The organism is Clostridium sp. 1001271B_151109_B4 (assembly GCF_015670405.1).
Taxonomy (GTDB): Bacteria; Bacillota; Clostridia; order Clostridiales; family Clostridiaceae; genus Clostridium.
In genome coordinates, this window is the sequence record NZ_JADPBQ010000008.1 from 130,237 (window position 1) to 149,210 (window position 18,974).

The 18,974-nt window shown below is 29.2% G+C and carries 8 protein-coding genes, 1 pseudogene and 2 riboswitches; of the genes and pseudogenes, 7 read left to right on the forward strand and 2 right to left on the reverse strand.

The genetic code is table 11. The features are described from left to right. The first annotated feature begins 35 nt into the window (after window positions 1-35). Window positions 36-117, forward strand: a riboswitch (cyclic di-GMP riboswitch). A 423-nt stretch (window positions 118-540) separates the two neighbouring features. Then, window positions 541-1,281, forward strand: a complete 741-nt coding sequence (locus tag I4V63_RS07625) for a hypothetical protein (protein ID WP_196000701.1) — start codon at window positions 541-543, stop codon at window positions 1,279-1,281. A gap of 152 nt (window positions 1,282-1,433) precedes the next feature. Here I4V63_RS07625 and alr read toward each other — a convergent pair whose 3' ends face one another. Then, window positions 1,434-2,594 (reverse strand): alanine racemase, encoded by a 1,161-nt coding sequence (gene alr / locus I4V63_RS07630; RefSeq protein ID WP_196000702.1) that lies wholly within the window; start codon window positions 2,592-2,594, stop codon window positions 1,434-1,436. 214 nt (window positions 2,595-2,808) lie between these two features. On the opposite strand from alr, the gene I4V63_RS07635 reads away from it, so the two are divergent. Then, complete coding sequence (locus tag I4V63_RS07635) at window positions 2,809-4,044, forward strand: U32 family peptidase (protein WP_196000703.1); 1,236 nt, start codon at window positions 2,809-2,811, stop codon at window positions 4,042-4,044. A 572-nt stretch (window positions 4,045-4,616) separates the two neighbouring features. On the opposite strand, the gene I4V63_RS07645 is transcribed toward I4V63_RS07635, so the two are convergent. After that, window positions 4,617-4,766 carry a hypothetical protein gene (locus I4V63_RS07645; protein ID WP_196000705.1) on the reverse strand — a complete coding sequence of 50 codons (150 nt, stop codon included), beginning with the start codon at window positions 4,764-4,766 and terminating at the stop codon, window positions 4,617-4,619. A gap of 736 nt (window positions 4,767-5,502) precedes the next feature. Continuing rightward, window positions 5,503-5,586: riboswitch (cyclic di-GMP riboswitch) on the forward strand. Window positions 5,587-5,743: 157 nt separating this feature from the next. On the opposite strand from I4V63_RS07645, the gene I4V63_RS07650 reads away from it, so the two are divergent. From I4V63_RS07650 to I4V63_RS07670, 5 genes and pseudogenes are all read left to right on the forward strand, one after another. Further along, a complete protein-coding gene (locus tag I4V63_RS07650; RefSeq protein ID WP_196000706.1) occupies window positions 5,744-13,096 on the forward strand; it encodes an NPCBM/NEW2 domain-containing protein in 7,353 nt (2,450 codons plus the stop codon). Window positions 13,097-13,298: 202 nt separating this feature from the next. Further along, window positions 13,299-13,448 (forward strand): annotated as a pseudogene (locus I4V63_RS07655) (IS5/IS1182 family transposase); the annotation flags it as partial. Between the two features lie 317 nt (window positions 13,449-13,765). Next, window positions 13,766-14,608 (forward strand): PRD domain-containing protein, encoded by an 843-nt coding sequence (locus I4V63_RS07660; RefSeq protein WP_196000707.1) that lies wholly within the window; start codon window positions 13,766-13,768, stop codon window positions 14,606-14,608. Between the two features lie 164 nt (window positions 14,609-14,772). Then, window positions 14,773-16,755 (forward strand): beta-glucoside-specific PTS transporter subunit IIABC, encoded by a 1,983-nt coding sequence (locus tag I4V63_RS07665; protein WP_196000708.1) that lies wholly within the window; start codon window positions 14,773-14,775, stop codon window positions 16,753-16,755. Between the two features lie 14 nt (window positions 16,756-16,769). Further along, the gene (locus I4V63_RS07670) at window positions 16,770-18,203 is read left to right on the forward strand and encodes a 6-phospho-beta-glucosidase (protein ID WP_196000709.1); all 1,434 of its coding nucleotides are present in this window, start codon (window positions 16,770-16,772) and stop codon (window positions 18,201-18,203) included. Window positions 18,204-18,974 lie beyond the last annotated feature (771 nt).

Below are 18,974 nucleotides of genomic sequence, written 5' to 3' on the forward strand. Positions count from 1 at the left end.
GTTTAAAAAGTAAAGAAGTGTGTTATAATTATATTTGATTTAATAGGCAAAACTAAAGAAATTTAGTGACGCAAAGCTATAGGAACTAAGGGGAATCTAAGTCAGCCAGTTGCCAAAGAGTAAGATATACTTTTTGTTTATAAGGTGATTTGTTTAATGATTTTATGATTTTTTAGCTGCTCTTTTGAGTAGCTTTTTTTATATTAAAAATGTAAAAGATAAGTTATAAAAGCACGGAGTTCTGTAAAATAATTATTTAATAATATGGTAAGAGGGGAGTAGTAAACTATGTTATACAGAGTAATAATCTAGAAGGAAACTAAAGATTATTCCATAGGAAAATCATATAGTAATAAAAAATAAATAGTGAGGCATACGATATTTAGAAAAGATATTGTATGTCTTTTTTATATAAATAATATAAAAGGAAAAAATATAATCTACTTATAGTAATATGTTTGTATTTTTAGAGTAATATATGTTAAATAAATATATATAGTATATATTAAATATACAATTTAATATATAAATGAGGTAATTATGAAAAGAACATTATACGACTATAAAGAAAAAATAAAAAAACTACCTATAAAAGATAAATATATCAAAGGTGAAATATTAATTGAGGATTTTCTTATTGATAAGGAGAATAATATAGAAATATATTATGCACCACATAATGAATATTTAAATCCAAAAGCAAAGGTATTTATTATTGGAATAACTCCAGGATTTCAACAAATGAGCACTGCTATAGCAACAGCAAGAAAAGAATTAGAAGTAAGTGATAACATTGAAGAAATACAATATAAATGTAAGGTTGCAGCTAGATTTAGTGGAAGTTTAAGAAAAAATATTATTTCGATGTTAGATGGAATAGAGCTTAACAATATATTAAATTTACAAAGCTGTAGTCAATTATTCGATGAAGATGATTATTTATTACATACAATATCTTTAATACCGTATCCTGTTTTTGTTAAGGGAGAAAATTACACTGGACATACACCTAAATTAATTAAAAGCAAATTTTTGATGAAATATATTTATGATAATTTTATAAATGAGTTTAAGAAATTAGAGAAATCAGAAGAAATATTATTAATACCTTTAGGAAAAGCTGTTGAAGAGGTGTTAATAAAGTTAAAAGAGGATGGCATTATAAAAGAAGAACAAATTCTTATGGGATTTCCACATCCTTCAGGAGCGAATGTTAATAGGGTAACTCAATTTGAAGCTAATAAAGATAATATGATTAAGTTTATTAAGAAGCATTTTTAATATATGTAGAAGGCAATATTAATATTTATACCTAAGGATAAAATGAAGGATTTAGGATATGAGGATTATTTAGATAAAATATAATTTAAAAGGATAAATAAAACTGCCCATTATATAAATAAAGAGCAGGTTTATTTATATTAATTCAAGTATTAAACATTATTTTTTACATGAATTATTTGACCATTTTTTATATAAGCTCTAGGAACTCTATTTTTTAACAGGCAAAGAACTTCGTAATTTATACTATCCATACATTTTGCAAGATCGTCAGCATTAAATTTAATACCATTGCTTTCACCTAGTAATATAACCTCATCTCCAGCTTTAACCTCATCTATATCAGTAACATCGATCATAAATTGATCCATACAAATGTTACCTACTATAGGAGCAGGTTTACCATTAACAATAACTTTAGCTTCGTGTTTTAATGTTCTAATATATCCATCTGCATATCCAATAGGAATAGTTGCAATTTTACTTTTTCTAGATGTTTTAAAAGTTCTATTATAACTAATGTACATTCCACTTTCTAACTCTTTAACATGAGCAATTTTAGCTTTTAAAGTTAAAGCCGGTTTAATTGATAAGTTTTCTTTTTTAACTTCATTTGAAGGATAATATCCATAAAGAATAATTCCAGCTCTTACAGCATCTAAATAGGTATTAGGTAAATCTATAATTGCAGCACTATTAGATGCATGCTTTAAAGGTATATTAATTTGTTGTTTTTCTAGTTTATTAATAAAATCATAAATTTGATTAAATTGATATTGAGTATATTCCTTATCTTCTTCATCAGAACTAGAGAAATGAGTAAATATTCCAATAATGTCCAAACCATCTAAAGAGCAAATTTCACAAATAGACTTGAAACTTTCATCATTAGGAAGAAAGCCAATTCTACCCATACCAGTATCTAGAGCAATGTGAACTTTTGCCTTTTTATTAAGGCTTTTTGCTAAGCTAGATAATTCCCTTGCATAATCTAAATCATAAATTGTTTGCTCTATATCATAATTAATTAAATCTTCACCTAAATATAATGGTGTATATCCAAGTATCATTATAGGGGCTGTAATGTTATTTTTTCTAAGTTCAATTGCTTCAGTAAGCATTGCAACAGCTAGTCTTGAAGCGCCATTTTCTAAAAGGCAAGGAGCTACATCTAAAGCGCCGTGTCCATAGGCATCAGCTTTTACAACAGCCATAACTTCCTTATCTCCAGCTAACTTTTTTATATTTTTCATGTTATTTGCAAGGATATCTAAATCTATTTCAGCCCATACGGGTCTCATTATCTTTTCCATAATTACACCTCAAATTTAATTATATCTTACTATTATTGTAATAAAAATATATAAAAATGATAAGTACCACTAATAATATAATTTCTTATAGTTGTGGTACTATAATTAATATTTTAATATACAATAATGTTTCCTTTTATTTCGCGTTGAATTAAAACAATAGTAGTATATAATAAAAATAGAAATTATAAAAATAGTAAAAGGATGAACTTGTATGACAACAAAATATAAAAAGCCAGAATTACTAGCTCCAGCAGGGAGTTTAGAAAAGTTGAAGATTGCATTTCAATATGGAGCAGATGCTGTCTATTTTGGAGGGGAAGCATTTTCTTTAAGAGCAGCAGCACAAAACTTTACTTTTGAAGAAATTAAAGAAGGGGCAGAGCTTGCTCATAGTTTAGGTAAAAAAATATACTGTACAGTAAATGTAATGCCAAGAAATGAAGGGATAGAAAAGTTACCTGAGTTTCTAAAAAGTCTTGAAGAAGCTAAGGTGGATGCAGTATTAGTATCAGATCTTGGAGTATTTAGAACAGTACAAAAGCATACTAATTTGCCGATACATATTAGTACACAGGCTAATACAGTAAATTATGAAGGTTGCAATATGTGGCATGATTTAGGAGCAGAACGTGTAGTTCTAGCTAGGGAATGCTCTTTAAAGGAAATAAAAGAAATTAGAGAACATATTCCAGAAGAATTAGAATTAGAAGTCTTTGTACATGGAGCAATGTGTATGTCATATTCAGGAAGATGCTTATTATCAAGTTATATGACAGGAAGAGATTCAAATAGGGGTGCATGTGCGCAGAGCTGTAGATGGAAATATTCATTAGTGGAAGAAAAGAGACCAAACCAATATTTCCCTATTGAGGAAGATCAACATGGTACATATATAATGAATTCAAAAGATTTATGCATGATAGAACATTTACCAGAACTTTTAGAGGCAGGCATATCTTCATTAAAGATAGAGGGAAGAAATAAAAGTGAATATTATGTTGCTATAGTTGTTAATGCATATAGAAAAGCTATAGATTTATATTATGAGGATCCAGAAAACTACAAATTACCTAAGGTGTTAAGAGATGAAATGTACAAGGTTAGTCATAGAGAATATAATACTGGATTCTTCTTTAGTGAACCTAAAAGTGATGCAATAATTTATCATACAAATGACCATGTTAGAGAGTATGATGTCGTTGCTATAGTACATGAGTATGATGAAGAAAGTCAAATTGCATTATGTAAGCAAAGAAATAAATTCGTAAAAGGAGATAAAGTAGAAATACTAACTCCAGGTGAGTTTGGAGAAAGCTTTGTTGTTGAAGAAATTTATAATGAAGATGGAGAAGCTATAGATGGATGTCCACATCCAGGAATGATGTGCAAAGTTAAAGTACCATTTAAGGTTGGTAGAAATAGCTTTATAAGAAAAGAGTTAGTATAGTAAAATAAAATGATAGTAGATTATTAATCTACTATCATTTTATCCAGACTGCTGACAAAGTGTTAGCAGTCTTTAATTTTATACAAATATGTAATATAATGTTAAATATATTAAATTATTACTTCTAAAAAATTGAGGTTCAAGTAACACCTAAAAAATATTTTTAAGATATATTGAAATAATGACTTACCGATTAATCCACCAATTCTACATATCGAACAAATGATTAATGAAAACATACATACACAAATGATAATAAATCTTTGCTACTTCACTTTCTATTTTAATTAATTGAAATATACTTATGAGTATAGTGATGTATAGTTTTTAAGCTATAGCTTTTAATGATTCTTATATATAATTCTGCTTTTTTAAGTAATCATGTAACATAATACCATTCTGGTGTACGTGATTCTAATAAGTATTTTTTAAATTTACTTGGTGACATTTTTGTTGCTTTTTTAAAAACCTTACTGAAATGGAGTGCATCCTGAAATCCTACGACAGAGACTATAGTTGAAATATTCATAGTTCCTTCTTCAAGGAGTTCCTTGGATTTTTCGATTCGGAGTTTATTTAAATAATTCATTGGAGAACTCTTGAAAATAATCTTTAGTTTTGAAAGTTTGTTGACCACAACAGTTTACCATTAATTGAGTAGTATCATCATCGTATCTAATAATTCTTCGTTGATTTCTTAAATGTCCGTAGATATTAATCATAGCATTACCATCCTTTTATTTGAAAAAATAACATAAAAAAGCGGAATTGTCCATATTAAAAAACGTTTTTTACATAGAATTTCCATGTTATATAAGTATAATAAAACTGTAAAAGAAAAATATATATTTTTAAATTAATAGGAGAAATAAATTTTAAAAAATAAGTAGTTTTGTTAACGACTGATACAACAAGAAAAGATATGCTAGGTTGTTATGGTAATTTAGACATGAAGACTACATATCTGGATAAGCTGGCATATGAGGGTACATGATATGAAAATACATATTCTTGTCAGCTAGTATGTGGAGTAGCTAGAAGTGTTTTACTGGAACATTTCCAAATACCAATGGGATGGTATCTAACAGTATTGTAGTAGGAGATAATGTAAAGGCAATTGGGTAGAGAGTTAAAGATGATTGGATTGAATATGCTTATATTGGTAAATGGCATTTAGATAGTAGTGACTATTGGGGTTTAGGAGTTTGTCCGGAGGGGTGGAATCAAAATTATTGGTATGATATTAAATGCTATTTGGAGGAGCTGACATAATAAAGAAAGAGTAAAATCTAGAAATCCAGAGACAATATATGAAGAATGGTTTTCTGAGAATTTTACATATGCAATCAGATTAAAAAAATAGCAATTCAATGCCTGAAATAATATAATAATTTGAAGCTGTTAAGGTTGATATGAAATATATTGATTTTTTGAAGTGTAAATAAAAGTGTTGAGTTAAAATTGAATAGGCAAACTTAGGGAAACTTAAGGACGCAAAGCTATAGGGACTAAGGTGTATAACTATGTTAGCCAGTTGCCAAAGAGTACATTATACTTTTTGTTTTAAAGTTTAATTACAAATATTACTCATTTTATTATAAGTAATATTTGATTTATTAAGTATATAAAAGCTACTCTTTTTGAGTAGTTTTTTTATGCCTAATTTTACAATATAAAATAATTTAAGGGGGGTAAATATATGAATAGGAAAAAGATATCAGCCTTAGTGTTAGCAGCACTAATAACAAATTTTTCATCTCAAACAATAGAGGTTCTAGCAGATGAAATTTCAAGAGGTCAAATTCCTATGACAGAAAGTACGTCTGTTGAGAAATTGACACAAGCTAGTATAAGTAAATTTAACTTATACAATAGTAATAACTTAAATGCTTACAATGAAGCATTTAAAATGGACAATAATAATATTATATCCATAACAAATAATGGAGGAAACTACCAGCATTCAACTATTGATAAATCAATTGATGGAGATTTTAATACACATTGGGAAACAGGAAAAGCAAATAGCTCTGAATTTACCAATGAAGTTATATTTAAATTAAATGAAGTAACAACATTAAATAGAATAGTATATGCAGCGAGGCAGTCATCAGCTAAAGGTAAAGGATTTGCTAAGGAAGTAGAAATATATGGGTCACTTACGGATGAAGAAGATGATTTTAGATTAGTGAGTAGTGGATCATATACAGGGTCTACTGGTGATATAGTAGAAATTAAATTTAGTCCAACTGAATTTAAGAGAATAAAGTTTAAGTTTAAAGTAGCTAATCAAGATTGGGCTTCAGCATCAGAGTTTATGTTTTATAAAGAGGATTTAGTCAGCGATAAAATAAAGAATTTATTCACTGACAATACAATGAGTCAAGTAAGTGAAGAGTTTAGTAATATAGAAAAGATAAGTGAGTTAGAAGAAGAAGCAAAAAATCATCCATTATATAGTGAATTCAAAGAGGATATAGAAAATGCAAAGTTAATTGTAGAAAATAAAGAAGTCAACTATATTGATGCTAAGGTATCTAAATTTAAGGATATGAATAGTGAGACACTTCCACAGTATGATGCTATATATAAAGTTCCATCAACCAATATAAAATCAATAACTACAAATGGTGGTCAATATGCAGATAATTCAATAGATAAAGCAATTGATGGTGATTTAAATACAAAGTGGCATTCTGGAAAACAAAATAGTACAACCTTTATTAATGAAGTAATAATTGAGCTAAATGAACTGACGAAATTAAATAGAATAGTATATACTGCTCCTCGTGGATCTAATAGAGGGTTTGCAGAACAATTTGATATTTATGCATCAAGAACTTCTAAGGGAGATACATTTGAACTAGTATCTAGTGGTTCATCTAAAGTAACACAGGATTCTATAGAAATAAGGTTTAATCCTACTGAGTTTAGAAGAGTTAAATTTGTATTTAAAAAAGGATATGAGAATTGGGCTTGTGCTGCTGAGTTTGGTTTATATACTCAAGATGAAATAGCAGAAAAAATGGATAGATTATTCACTGATGGTACAATGAGCATTGTGAGTGAAGAATTTAATACATTAGAAAAAGTACAAGCATTAGAGGAAGATGCCAAAAGCCATCCGTTTTATGAATATTTTAAAGAGCATTTAGAAGATGCAAAAATGCTTTTACAAGAAAATCAAATTGAAGCTACAAAAGCAATCACAAAACAATTTAAATATTATTCTAACGAAGAATATTCAAATTTATTTAAAATGGATAATGAAAATATAAAGAGTATCCGTAATAATGCAGGTAATTATGGAAGTGCAGTAATAACAAATGCTGTTGACGGTAATTTAGATACATACTGGGAAACAAATAAATCAAATACGAATGATTTTACAAATGAGGTAGAAGTAGAATTTAAAGAAGCTGTGGAATTAAATAGAGTGGTTTATGGGGCAAGAAAATCTGATAGCAAAGGTTTTGCTAAAGAATTTGAGATATATGGCTCTACAACATCTAAAGGAGATACTTATCAACTTGTAGCAACTGGAAGTCAAAATAAAGTATCTGGATTAGTTGAGGCAAAATTTAATACAACAGAATTTAAAAGAATAAAATTTAAATTTAAAAATTCGGATCAAAATTGGGCTACATTATCAGAAATAGCATTCTATAAACAAGATGTAGTAAGTGATAAAGTTGATGATCTATTTACAAATGGATTAATGAATGAGCTTAAAACAGAGTACAACTCAATGGAAGCTATATCTAAGATAGAGGAAGAAGTCAATAATCATCCATTAAAAGAAGCTTTAAAAATACATATAGAAATAGCAAAAGATATATTAAATAATGTAGAGGTTAATAATGAATCAATTGTGATAGCATCACAAAGAGGTAATGCAAATTCACAAGCAAGTAAATATAAAATTGCAAGAACATCATTTTCATTAGAGACATTTGGTAGATATGTAGTTCCTGGTGAAACAATTCAAGTTTTTGTTGATGCTGATGAAAATGGAGTAATGCCTAAGTTAGTTCTAGGCCAAATAGCAGATGATAGAAATGGATGGGTTAGAAGATATTCATTAAATCCAGGGTTAAATACTATAACTGCTCCTCCATATGATAATATGAAACCTGCAGTAGTTTACATTGAAAATGGAGCTTTACCAAATGAGCAGGCCTATGCACCTAGAGTAAGATTAGTTGGAGGTACAGCTTTTCCAGTTTATTACCATGGAAAAACAAATCCAGAAGAGTTTGAGAGGGAACTAGAAAAGTATGTAGAAAAAATTAGTACAAATGATGATGATTTTTCAAATGGAGTGCCTAAAAATGTTGTATATAATGTTGCAGAACTAGTGTCTGAAAATAATACGATATCAACAAGTGCTGCAGGTGCGCTAAAAGGTATTAAGGAATTGAAGTCAATAGGAAAAACTGTTTCTGATACTATGGATGAATGGGAACTTATGTGGAAGGAATTCCAAAAAATTAGTGGTAATTTTGAAAACAATTCAGATCCAACTAAATTCTATAATGCAAAATTTACTTCAAGAGTGTTTACAAAGGGACCTTATGGATGGTCTGATTGGGGATATACTGGATATAATGGAGGAAATTCACCAAGAAGAGATGGGGGATTCTTTAAAAATATAGTTAAGCCGATTAGTGCTCCAGGGAATGATTCATGGGCTTATTACCATGAGTGGGGACATAGCATTAATAGCTCTTCTATGGAACATAGTGAAGTTACAAATAATATATATTCTGTAATAATGAGAAAGCTAATTAATAATAGCGATGCTGATAGAGTTGATTGGAATTCATTATATAAGAGGTTTTCAGGTGAAAAAGTTAATCATGGTTATTGGACATATCTAGGAATACTTGAGCAAGTACAATATTATTATGGGGAAGATACTTACGCTAAAGCTTCTAATATAGCTAGAATAAATCCTGATGGTATTATGAATGGTTTAGGAGGCAATTTAGAAAGATTAGTTATAGGATTGTCATTAGCAACAGAAACAGACTTAACAACATTCTTTGAAGATTGGGGATATGTAAAAGCTACTGATAAGATGAAAGAGAAGGTATCTCATTTACCTAAACCTAATGTTAAATTAGAGTATATGAATACTATAGGTCGTGGGTATGAAGGAAATGGATTTTCAAAAGATGCTAAAGTCGATATACAAACTCTAAAAATAAATAAAGAAAATGAAGAGATTAGTTTAACCTATAATATAGATGCTGCTAATAAAGATGCGTCTATGGGATATGAAATCCTTAGAGATGGTGAAGTAGTTGGATATACTACAAGAACTTCATTTGTTGATAAGAATATAGATATAAATAAAAATTATACTTATAAGATAGTTGCATATGATAAAAAATTAAACCCATTAGAATCAGAAGAAATAAGTTCATTTTCACCTAGCATAAATATTCAACAAAATAAGATAACTCTAGGGTTAGGAGAAGAGTTCAATCCTCTAGATTATATAAAAGTATTAAGCTATGAAGGAAATGATATAATTTCTAAAATTGAAGTTGAACATAATGTAGATACTAGCCAAAAGGGAATATATCAAGTTAAATATACCGTAAGTGATGAAAGTATATCAGTAGAAAAGATCGTAGAAGTTGAAGTAGTAAGTGATTATGAATATCTATCGGATTCCGAGTGGTCATCTGCAGAAACTCAATGGGGAACTCCAAGAAGAAATTCTAATATAAAAGGTAGAGTAAATGGAGAAGTAAAAGACTTTGAAAAAGGCTTTGGAATACATGCAAATGGTACAATAATTTATGATTTATCAGGTAAAGACTATGATAAATTTGAAGCTTTACTAGGAGTTGATGCAGGAATATCACCACAAAATAATTCTAGCATAAAATTTGAAATACAAGGTGATGGTAAAGTTCTAGCTGCTACAGAAGTTTTAAAACATGCTGATAATATGGCATATATAAATGTACCAGTTAAAGGTGTGGAGCAATTAGTAATAAAAGTTACTGATGCTGGAAATGGAAATACTTCAGATCATGCAGTAATAGCTAACCCTAAATTAACTACAAACAATGCTAAGCCTGTTATAACCGCTAGTGATAAAGTATATAAAATAGGTGAAGCTGTAGACTTTAATGAAGATATTGGTGCAGTGGATGCAGAAGATGGAGATTTAACTTCTAATATAGAAATAATATCGAATTCATATGAAGAAGGTAAAGTAGGAAGATTTGAAGTTGTATATAGGGTAACAGATAGTGATAACAATACTACAGAAAAGAAATCATATATTACAGTATATGAAGACTACACAGTAGTTAAATCAAAATATGGACAATATGATAATTTAAGTGAATACAACGAGCAATTTAAGATACCAGTAGCTTCAATAACTAACAATGGAGGAAGATACTCAAGTAGTCTTATAGATTATGCAATAGATAATAATCGTAATACACATTGGGAAACTGGAACGCCAAATAGTAGTTCATTTAAAAATGAAGTTGTTTTTGACTTAGGTGAAACAACAGAAATAAGTAGAATAGCATATGCAGCAAGAAATGGTGGAAAAGGATTCGCTAGAATGTTTGAGGTTTATGTATCTACAGAAGCAGAAGGTAATGATTTTATACTAGCTGGTAAAGGTGAATATCGTGGTAATGTTAATGATGTTGTAGAATTTAAAATAGCTAAAACAAGTGCAAGAAGAGTAAAATTTAAGTTCATAGAAGCTAACCAGGATTGGGCTAGTATTGGAGAAATGTCTTTCTATAAGGAAGATATATTATCAGATAAGATAGAGAATTTATTTACTGATAATACGAAAACAGATGTTAATGAAATTTATAATACATTAGAAAAGGTACAAGAACTTAGAGAGGAGGTAAAAGACCATCCAGCAATTAACTTGTTTGAAGAAGATTTAAAGAAAGCAGAGGATATTATAATAGCTAAGTTCCCTACAATAATGGTAGAAGATATAACTTATGTTAAATTAAATAGTGAATTTGATTTAACTTCAGGAGTTACAGCAAATGATCAAGAAGATGGGGACATAACTAGTAATGTTACAGTTAATGAAGGCAATTTTAATATAAATAAGGCAGGTAAATATACATTAACATATACAGTAGAAGATAGTAATGGTAATGTAGTAACTAAAGATAGAGATATTGTGGTGTATAGTGAAAGCACTTATCTATCTGATATAGAATGGCAATCAGCAGTATCTGGATGGAGGACTGTAAATAAAGATTCAGCTGTTAATTCAAGCAATAAAATAAAACTTAAGGTTAATGGAGAAGTAAGAGAATTTGATAAAGGTATAGGAGCTGCAACAAATGCTGAGATAATATATGAATTAGATGGAAATTATAGCAACTTCTCAACATATCTGGGTACTGATAAAAATTATAATGATAATAGAACCACAATAATATTTAGGATATTTGCTGATGGTGATGAGATTTATACATCTGATGTAATAAGGAGAGATAGTGAAGCAGAATTTGTAAATCTAGATGTAACTGGAGTAAAAGAACTTAAATTAGTAGCAGATGATGCTGATGGTAGTGGTCTTGGAGATTTTACTTCTTGGGCAGATACTAAACTATATACAACAAATGCAAAACCAAAATTAACTATTCCAAAATCAATCTCAACTAAGGTTGGTCAAGAAATAGATTTAAATCAGGAGTATAGTGCAATAGATTCAGAAGATGGAGATTTAACTTCTAATGTTGAAGTAACTGGTGAAGTAAACTTTAATAAACCCGGAAAATATTCAGTAACTTATAGAGTTATAGATAGTGATGGTAATGAGGTAGTTGAAACAAGAAATATAGCGGTAGTAAACATGGAAGATTATAAATATTTAACAGAATATGATTGGAAATCTGCAAATTCAGGTTGGGAAACAGTTAGAAAAGATGCTTCTGTAAGTAATAATAGATTAACTTTGACAAATGAAGAAGGTCAAGCAGTTACTTATGATAGGGGAATAGGTACTCATGCTACATCTACTATAATATATGATTTAAGTGATAAGGATTATGCTTATTTTACTTCTTTTGTTGGCGTAGATAGAGCAATGTATGGAAGGGCTGGATCAATAAGTTTTGAAGTGTATGTAGATGGTGAAAAGAAATTTGATAGTGGAATAATGAACTCTAGAGATCCTCAAAAACATGTAGAAATTGATATAAATGGTGCTAAAGAATTAAAGCTTGTAGTAACTGACGGTGGAAATGGAATTGCATCAGATCACGCTACATGGGGAGATTCTAAGCTTCATTATGCAAATTCAGAATCCATAGATTATACAGAGTTATCTAAATTAGTCGAAAGTAGCGAATGTATAGATAGAGAAGTTTATACTGAAGAAAGTTTAAGTATACTAGACCAGACCGTGGAAAAAGCAACTGAAATGATAGAAAATAAAGGGGCTACTTATCAAGAGATTCAATCAATGTTATCTGAATTGAAAGATGCAATTGATAACTTAGAAAGAATAGATTTAAATAAAATTATTGAAATAGAGGATAAGTATTTAAAACAAGATATTCAAAAGGCTCTTGGGTTAAGTGGAGATATAACTCTAAAAGATATGCTTGAATTAAGAAGTTTAACTTGTAGTAGTAGAAGAGTTACGAACTTAAAGGGGATAGAATATGCTAAAAATTTAGAAGAGCTTAATATAGAGCAAAATGAAGTTAGAGATTTATCACCCCTAAGGGACTTAAAAAATCTTAAGGTGTTAAATGCTAGATTGCAAATAATTGAAGCTGGAATGGCTACAGTAGAAAATAATAAAGTTATACTTAAAGAAAGAATAGTATCTAGAAGTGGAGAGATATTACTACCTAAAGAAATCATGCTAAGGAGTGAAAAATTAGAATTAGAAAATTCTATAGATGAGAATGGAAATATATCAATAGATACATCACAATTAGAAGCAGGACTTTATGGTGTTTATATAACTTATGAAAATCCGAAAGATAGCCATGAAGTTGGAATACTTTATTTATTTAATGTAAATTAAATTAGTAAAAAAATTTAATAGCAAAAATAAAATAATAGTTAATTTTAACATTACTTGTTGGAGGATACCATTACTCCCCAAAATAGACTAAATCATAAATGATTTAGTTCAGGCTGCTGACAAAGTGTTAGCAGTCTTTAATTTTATACAAATATGAAATATAATTTTAAATATATTAATTTATTATATAGAGATTTTATGAATGATAAACGAAATGGAAGTGGTTATGCTAGAACAATTAGTTCCGCAAGATTATTTATTAAGAAAAATAGATAAACATATAGATTTTTCATTTATTAGAGATTTAACTAAGGATTTGTATTGTCATACAAATGGTCGCCCAGCTTTTAATACTATTTTTGATAAGATTTTGAATCCCAAATTTTATCCACAACTAATAATGAAAAAACCCTCTGTTTTTAAACAGGGGGTTTTTTAACAAACTGAATAAAATTGCTAACGAAATAAATAATTTCATAATAAAATAAATTAATTGACTGATAAAAATGTATATGATATCATTTAGTAAAACATAAATAGTTATAACTCATAGAGTAAATACGGATTGTTACTGATAAGCAGGCAAGACCTAAACTTTTATTAATGAAATATTAATTAGAGTTTAGCTTTTTTTATGTATAAAACGTAGAGTACTATGGAGTGATTTACATGAAAATTAGTAGAGTGATTAATAATAATGTAATATGTGTTATTAATGAATCAAATGAAGAGTTAGTACTAATGGGAAGTGGAATTGCCTTTCAAAAGAAGAAAGGTGACGAAGTTGATGAAAGTAAAATCGAAAAGGAGTTTTCCGTAAGTAATAAAAATGTAACATCTAAATTGCATTCAATATTATCAGAAATTCCTTTAGAACATATAAAATTATCCGATGCTATAATTGAAAAAGCAAAGAAAGTTCTTGATAAAGAATTAAATGATAATATATATGTCACATTAACTGATCATATTAGTTTTGCTATTCAAAGGTTTAAGGATGGATATATTTTTAATAATGCTCTTTTGTGGGAAATAAAAAAATTCTATCCACAGGAATTTAATATAGGGCAAGATGCATTAATTATGATATGGGAACAGATAGGAATTGAATTACCAGAAGATGAAGCTGGGTTCATTGCGTTGCATATTGTAAATGCACAGTTAAACTCCGATATGAATAATACTATGGATATTACTAAACTTATTCAATCTGCATTAAAGTTAGTAAAATACTACTATCATATTGAGTTAGATGAAAGCTCTGTATATTATACTAGGTTTATAACTCATCTTAAATATTTTGCACAAAAAGTATTAAGTGATAATATTATTAGAGACAAGAAGGATGAACTTTTTGGTATTATTCAGAAACAATATCCAGAAGCTTTTCAATGTGCAAAGAAAATAGCTGACTTCGTTGAAAGAGATTATAATAAAAAAATATCAGAAGAAGAGTTGGTTTATTTAACAGTGCATATAAAGAGAGTTACAGCTCCAATAGAGGAAAAATAAATAAGATATAATTATTAGGATGGTTACTATATATTATAGGCGAGACCTAAGCTTGTATTAAATAATTACAAGTTTAGGTCTCTTTTTATTTTTATAAATTACTAACTTAAATTAGTCTAAAAAGTACTCTACAGGAAACTATAATAAGAAAAGGAGAGAATATCATGGCAAGAGATTATAATCAAATTGCAAAAGATATAATAAAAGAAATTGGTGGAGATGAGAACATAATTAGTGCAACTCACTGTGCTACTAGACTTAGATTAAAATTAAAAGACAGTACAAAAGTTAATAAATCAAAGGTGGAAAAAGTTACTGGGGTAATTACAGTGGTTGAAGCCGGCGGCCAATTCCAAATTGTAATAGGAAATCATGTTAAGGATGTTTATAACGAAATGGCTAAAATTTTAGATTTAGATAAAAAGCCAAGAGAGGGCTCAGAAGAGGGACAAAAAGTTGGGATAATAAGTAAAGTTATAGATGTTATTTCAAGTATATTCGCACCATTTTTATATGCGTTGGCAGCCTGTGGAATACTTCAAGGTGTTTTATCAGTACTTACAGCAATTGGAGTTTTATCAACAACAAGTGGAACTTATAGAATTTTAAATTTTGTGTCATGGACAGGTTTTACATTCTTACCTGTACTAATAGCTATAACAGCCTCTAAAAAATTTAATGCTAATACTTTCGTGTCAGTTATAGCTGCTTGTGCTTTAATTAGTCCAGATTATATTAATATTATGACAGCAAAAACAGTAGCTACACTAAATTCAGCAGATCCAGCAGTAAGAGCGCTTATGGAATCAGCAATGAATAATCCTGATATGGTTAAGTTTATGACAGATGTATTAAATATACCAGTTACAGCTCATAATTTAGATTTCTTAGGGTTACCAGTGCAAATGCTGAGTTATACTTCATCTGTTATTCCTATAATATTAGCTATATGGATTTTAGCTTATATACAAAGATTTTTTGAAAAGATATTACCATTAGTAGTTAGAAATTTATTAACACCAATGTTTTGTTTAGTAATTATAGTTCCATTAACATTATTAGTATTTGGACCAGTAGGAAATGCTATAGGTGGGTCAATTGGAAGTGTGTATAACTTCTTATATAATTTAAGCCCAATAGTTGCAGGTGCAGTAGTAGGTGGATTATGGCAAATATTAGTTGTATTTGGTGTTCATTGGGGAATTACACCGGTTACGGTTGGTAACTACGCAGCGCTTGGATATGATACATTTACAGCGCTTCAAGCATCAGCAGTATTTTCACAAGCAGGGGCAACCTTTGGAGTATTATTAAAATCAAAGAATAAAGAACTTAAAAATGTATCACTATCTGCAGGTATTACGGCTTTATTTGGAATTACAGAGCCAGCTACTTATGGAGTAACATTAAGACTTAAAAAGCCATTAATTTGTGGATGTATAGCCGGAGCAGTAGGTGGAGCAGTAGCAGGTTCATTTAGAGCTTTATCTTGGGGATATAATATGCCAGGTATAGCTACATTGCCAGCATATTTTAAGGAAGGATATATGACACAATTCTTAGGACTGTTATTATCTATAGTTATAGCTTTCGTTCTTGGAGTTGTATTAACATATATAGTAGGATTTGAGGATCCAATAGATGAGGAAGAAATTGAAGAAGATAAAGAAATCAATAATGAATTAAAAGCTGGAAGAGAAGTAATTACTAGTCCAATAAATGGAGTGGCAATTCCTTTAACAGAGGTAAAAGATGCAGCTTTTGGATCAGAAATGCTTGGAAAGGGTATTGGAATAGTACCGGTAGAGGGGAAAGTGTACTCACCATTTGATGGAACAGTGGAGGCTTTATTTGCTACAAAGCACGCAATAGGATTAAAATCGAATAATGGAGTAGAAATGTTAATTCATATTGGTTTAGATACAGTTAAGTTAGAAGGCCAAGGATTTACAGCACATATTAATCAAGGAGATAAGGTTAAAAAAGGTGATTTGTTAGTAGAATTTGATATAGACTTTATTGAAAGCAAAGGATATGACTTAACAACACCAGTTGTTATTTCGAATACAGCAGATTATTTAGATATATTTATAACGGAAAATAAATCATTACAAATAGATGAAGAAGCAATTACAATTGTAAACTAATAGGAGGTAAAGTAATGGGAAAAGGATTTTCAAAAAATTTTTTATGGGGTGGAGCAGTAGCGGCCCATCAAGTAGAAGGTGGATGGAATAAAGGTGGAAAAGGTGTTAGTATAGCAGATGTACTAACAGCAGGTGCTCACGGAGTGGATAGAGTAATAACTGATGGAGTATTAGATGGTTATAATTATCCTAATCATGAATCTGTAGATTTTTACTCAAACTATAAGGGCGATATAGCTTTATTTGCAGAAATGGGATTTAAATGTTTTAGAACATCAATAGCATGGACTAGAATATTTCCTAATGGAGATGATGCAGAGGCAAATGAAGAAGGATTAAAGTTCTATGATGATATGTTTGATGAACTATTAAAGCATGGGATCGAGCCAGTAATAACATTATCACATTTTGAAATGCCATACAATTTAGTTAAGAACTATGGTGGATGGAAAAATAGGAAGGTAATAGACTTCTTTGTTAAATATGCTGAAGTTGTAATGGAGAGATATAAAAATAAAGTTAAGTATTGGATGACGTTTAATGAAATAAATAACCAAAAGAACTATAAATATCCTCTATTTGGATATACTTGTTCAGGGGTTATTTTTAACAAAGAAGAAAATCCAGAAGAAACAATGTATCAAGTTGTTCATCATGAATTGGTAGCTAGTGCTAAAGTAGTTAAGAGAGGGCATGAAATTAATCCGGATTTTAAAATAGGATGTATGATTGCATATGTTCCAATTTACCCTTACTCATGTAATCCAGAAGATATTATGTACGCTGCAGAAGCAATGCATGATAGGCATTTATTTGCTGATGTTCATGCAAGAGGAGCTTATCCAACGTATGCAAGATGCGAATGGGAAAGAAAGGGATATAACATTCATATGGAACCAGAAGATGAAGAAATATTAAGAGAAGGTATTGTTGACTATATAGGATTAAGCTATTATATGTCTAATGCTGTTAAAGCAGATAATGTAGTAGAAGGATCAGGACTTGATGGATTTCCAGGTAGCGTTCCAAACCCATATGTAAAAGCCTCTGATTGGGGATGGCAAATTGACCCAGTAGGTTTAAGATATGGATTAAACAACTTATATGAAAGATATCAAAAACCATTATTTATAGTTGAGAATGGATTTGGAGCTATAGATAAGTTAGATGAAAATGGGGTTGTTCAAGATGATTATAGAATTGAATATTTAAAATCTCATATTGTAGAAATGAAAAAGGCAATAGAGTTTGATGGAGTTGAACTTATGGGATATACACCATGGGGATGTATAGACTGTGTGTCATTTACTACAGGAGAAATGAAAAAGAGATATGGTTTCATTTACGTAGATAAAGATAATGAAGGAAATGGAACATTAAAACGTAGCAAAAAGAAATCATTTGAGTGGTATAAAAAAGTAATAGCAACAAATGGTGAAGAATTGTAATTAGTGTTAAGAAGTAGCTATATTCAGGTTGAATTTAAAGTTTAACCTGAGTATAGTTTTTTATTGCATTAAATTAATGGAGTTATTATATATAAATGTTACTTTTAAATTATATATTAATTTATGGGGGTTAAAGATAGCATTAGGGACTATTTGTGCATTTGTATTAAAGTTTAATCCAGTTTTAGTATATTTAATTTTATCTAGTGATGAGTTTTTTAGGCTTTAGTGACTATTCCGAGGATTTGGAAAGGAAAGCGGATTCATTATACAACTGTTTAGTTAAAATCATATAATAACAGAAAATTATAAATAAAGATTTATCAAATTTTATAGTAATATGAATATTTTTAAGTGAAAATGGGTAATTATATTAATGAGATGTTTTGATACATCTATTATTTTGAAATATTATCACAATATTATTGTTAAACTTATCCTAGTGTATCAATAGTAGGATAAAAAAGAAAAACAGTAGAAATTAGTAGTATAAAGAGTTTAATTCTAGAATTTAGATAAATTATATATCTTGTTTTAGATAATACATGATAATATTAGATACGTCGCTGACAGCAGAAAACAATATGTTTATATGATATGTAAGAAGCGATAAGTTCTTAAAGAAAAATGTTGAAAGTTTTTGAAAAAAAGTTATTGACATGAATCGGCAGGAATGATAAGATAAGGAAGTCGCTTCGGTGCGACAGAGTAAATGGTCTTTGAAAATTGAACAGAATATAGTTAAAGTAAACCAGCAATTCTTTTGAGAGT

What these genes read in the sequence shown, in the direction of transcription:
- I4V63_RS07645 (WP_196000705.1), bottom strand. Translation starts at nt 4,766, where the DNA reads ATGATTAATATCTACGGACATTTAAGAAATCAACGAAGAATTATTAGA.
- I4V63_RS07665 (WP_196000708.1), top strand. Translation starts at nt 14,773, where the DNA reads ATGGCAAGAGATTATAATCAAATTGCAAAAGATATAATAAAAGAAATT.
- alr (WP_196000702.1), bottom strand. Translation starts at nt 2,594, where the DNA reads ATGGAAAAGATAATGAGACCCGTATGGGCTGAAATAGATTTAGATATC.
- I4V63_RS07650 (WP_196000706.1), top strand. Translation starts at nt 5,744, where the DNA reads ATGAATAGGAAAAAGATATCAGCCTTAGTGTTAGCAGCACTAATAACA.
- I4V63_RS07670 (WP_196000709.1), top strand. Translation starts at nt 16,770, where the DNA reads ATGGGAAAAGGATTTTCAAAAAATTTTTTATGGGGTGGAGCAGTAGCG.
- I4V63_RS07660 (WP_196000707.1), top strand. Translation starts at nt 13,766, where the DNA reads ATGAAAATTAGTAGAGTGATTAATAATAATGTAATATGTGTTATTAAT.
- I4V63_RS07635 (WP_196000703.1), top strand. Translation starts at nt 2,809, where the DNA reads ATGACAACAAAATATAAAAAGCCAGAATTACTAGCTCCAGCAGGGAGT.
- I4V63_RS07625 (WP_196000701.1), top strand. Translation starts at nt 541, where the DNA reads ATGAAAAGAACATTATACGACTATAAAGAAAAAATAAAAAAACTACCT.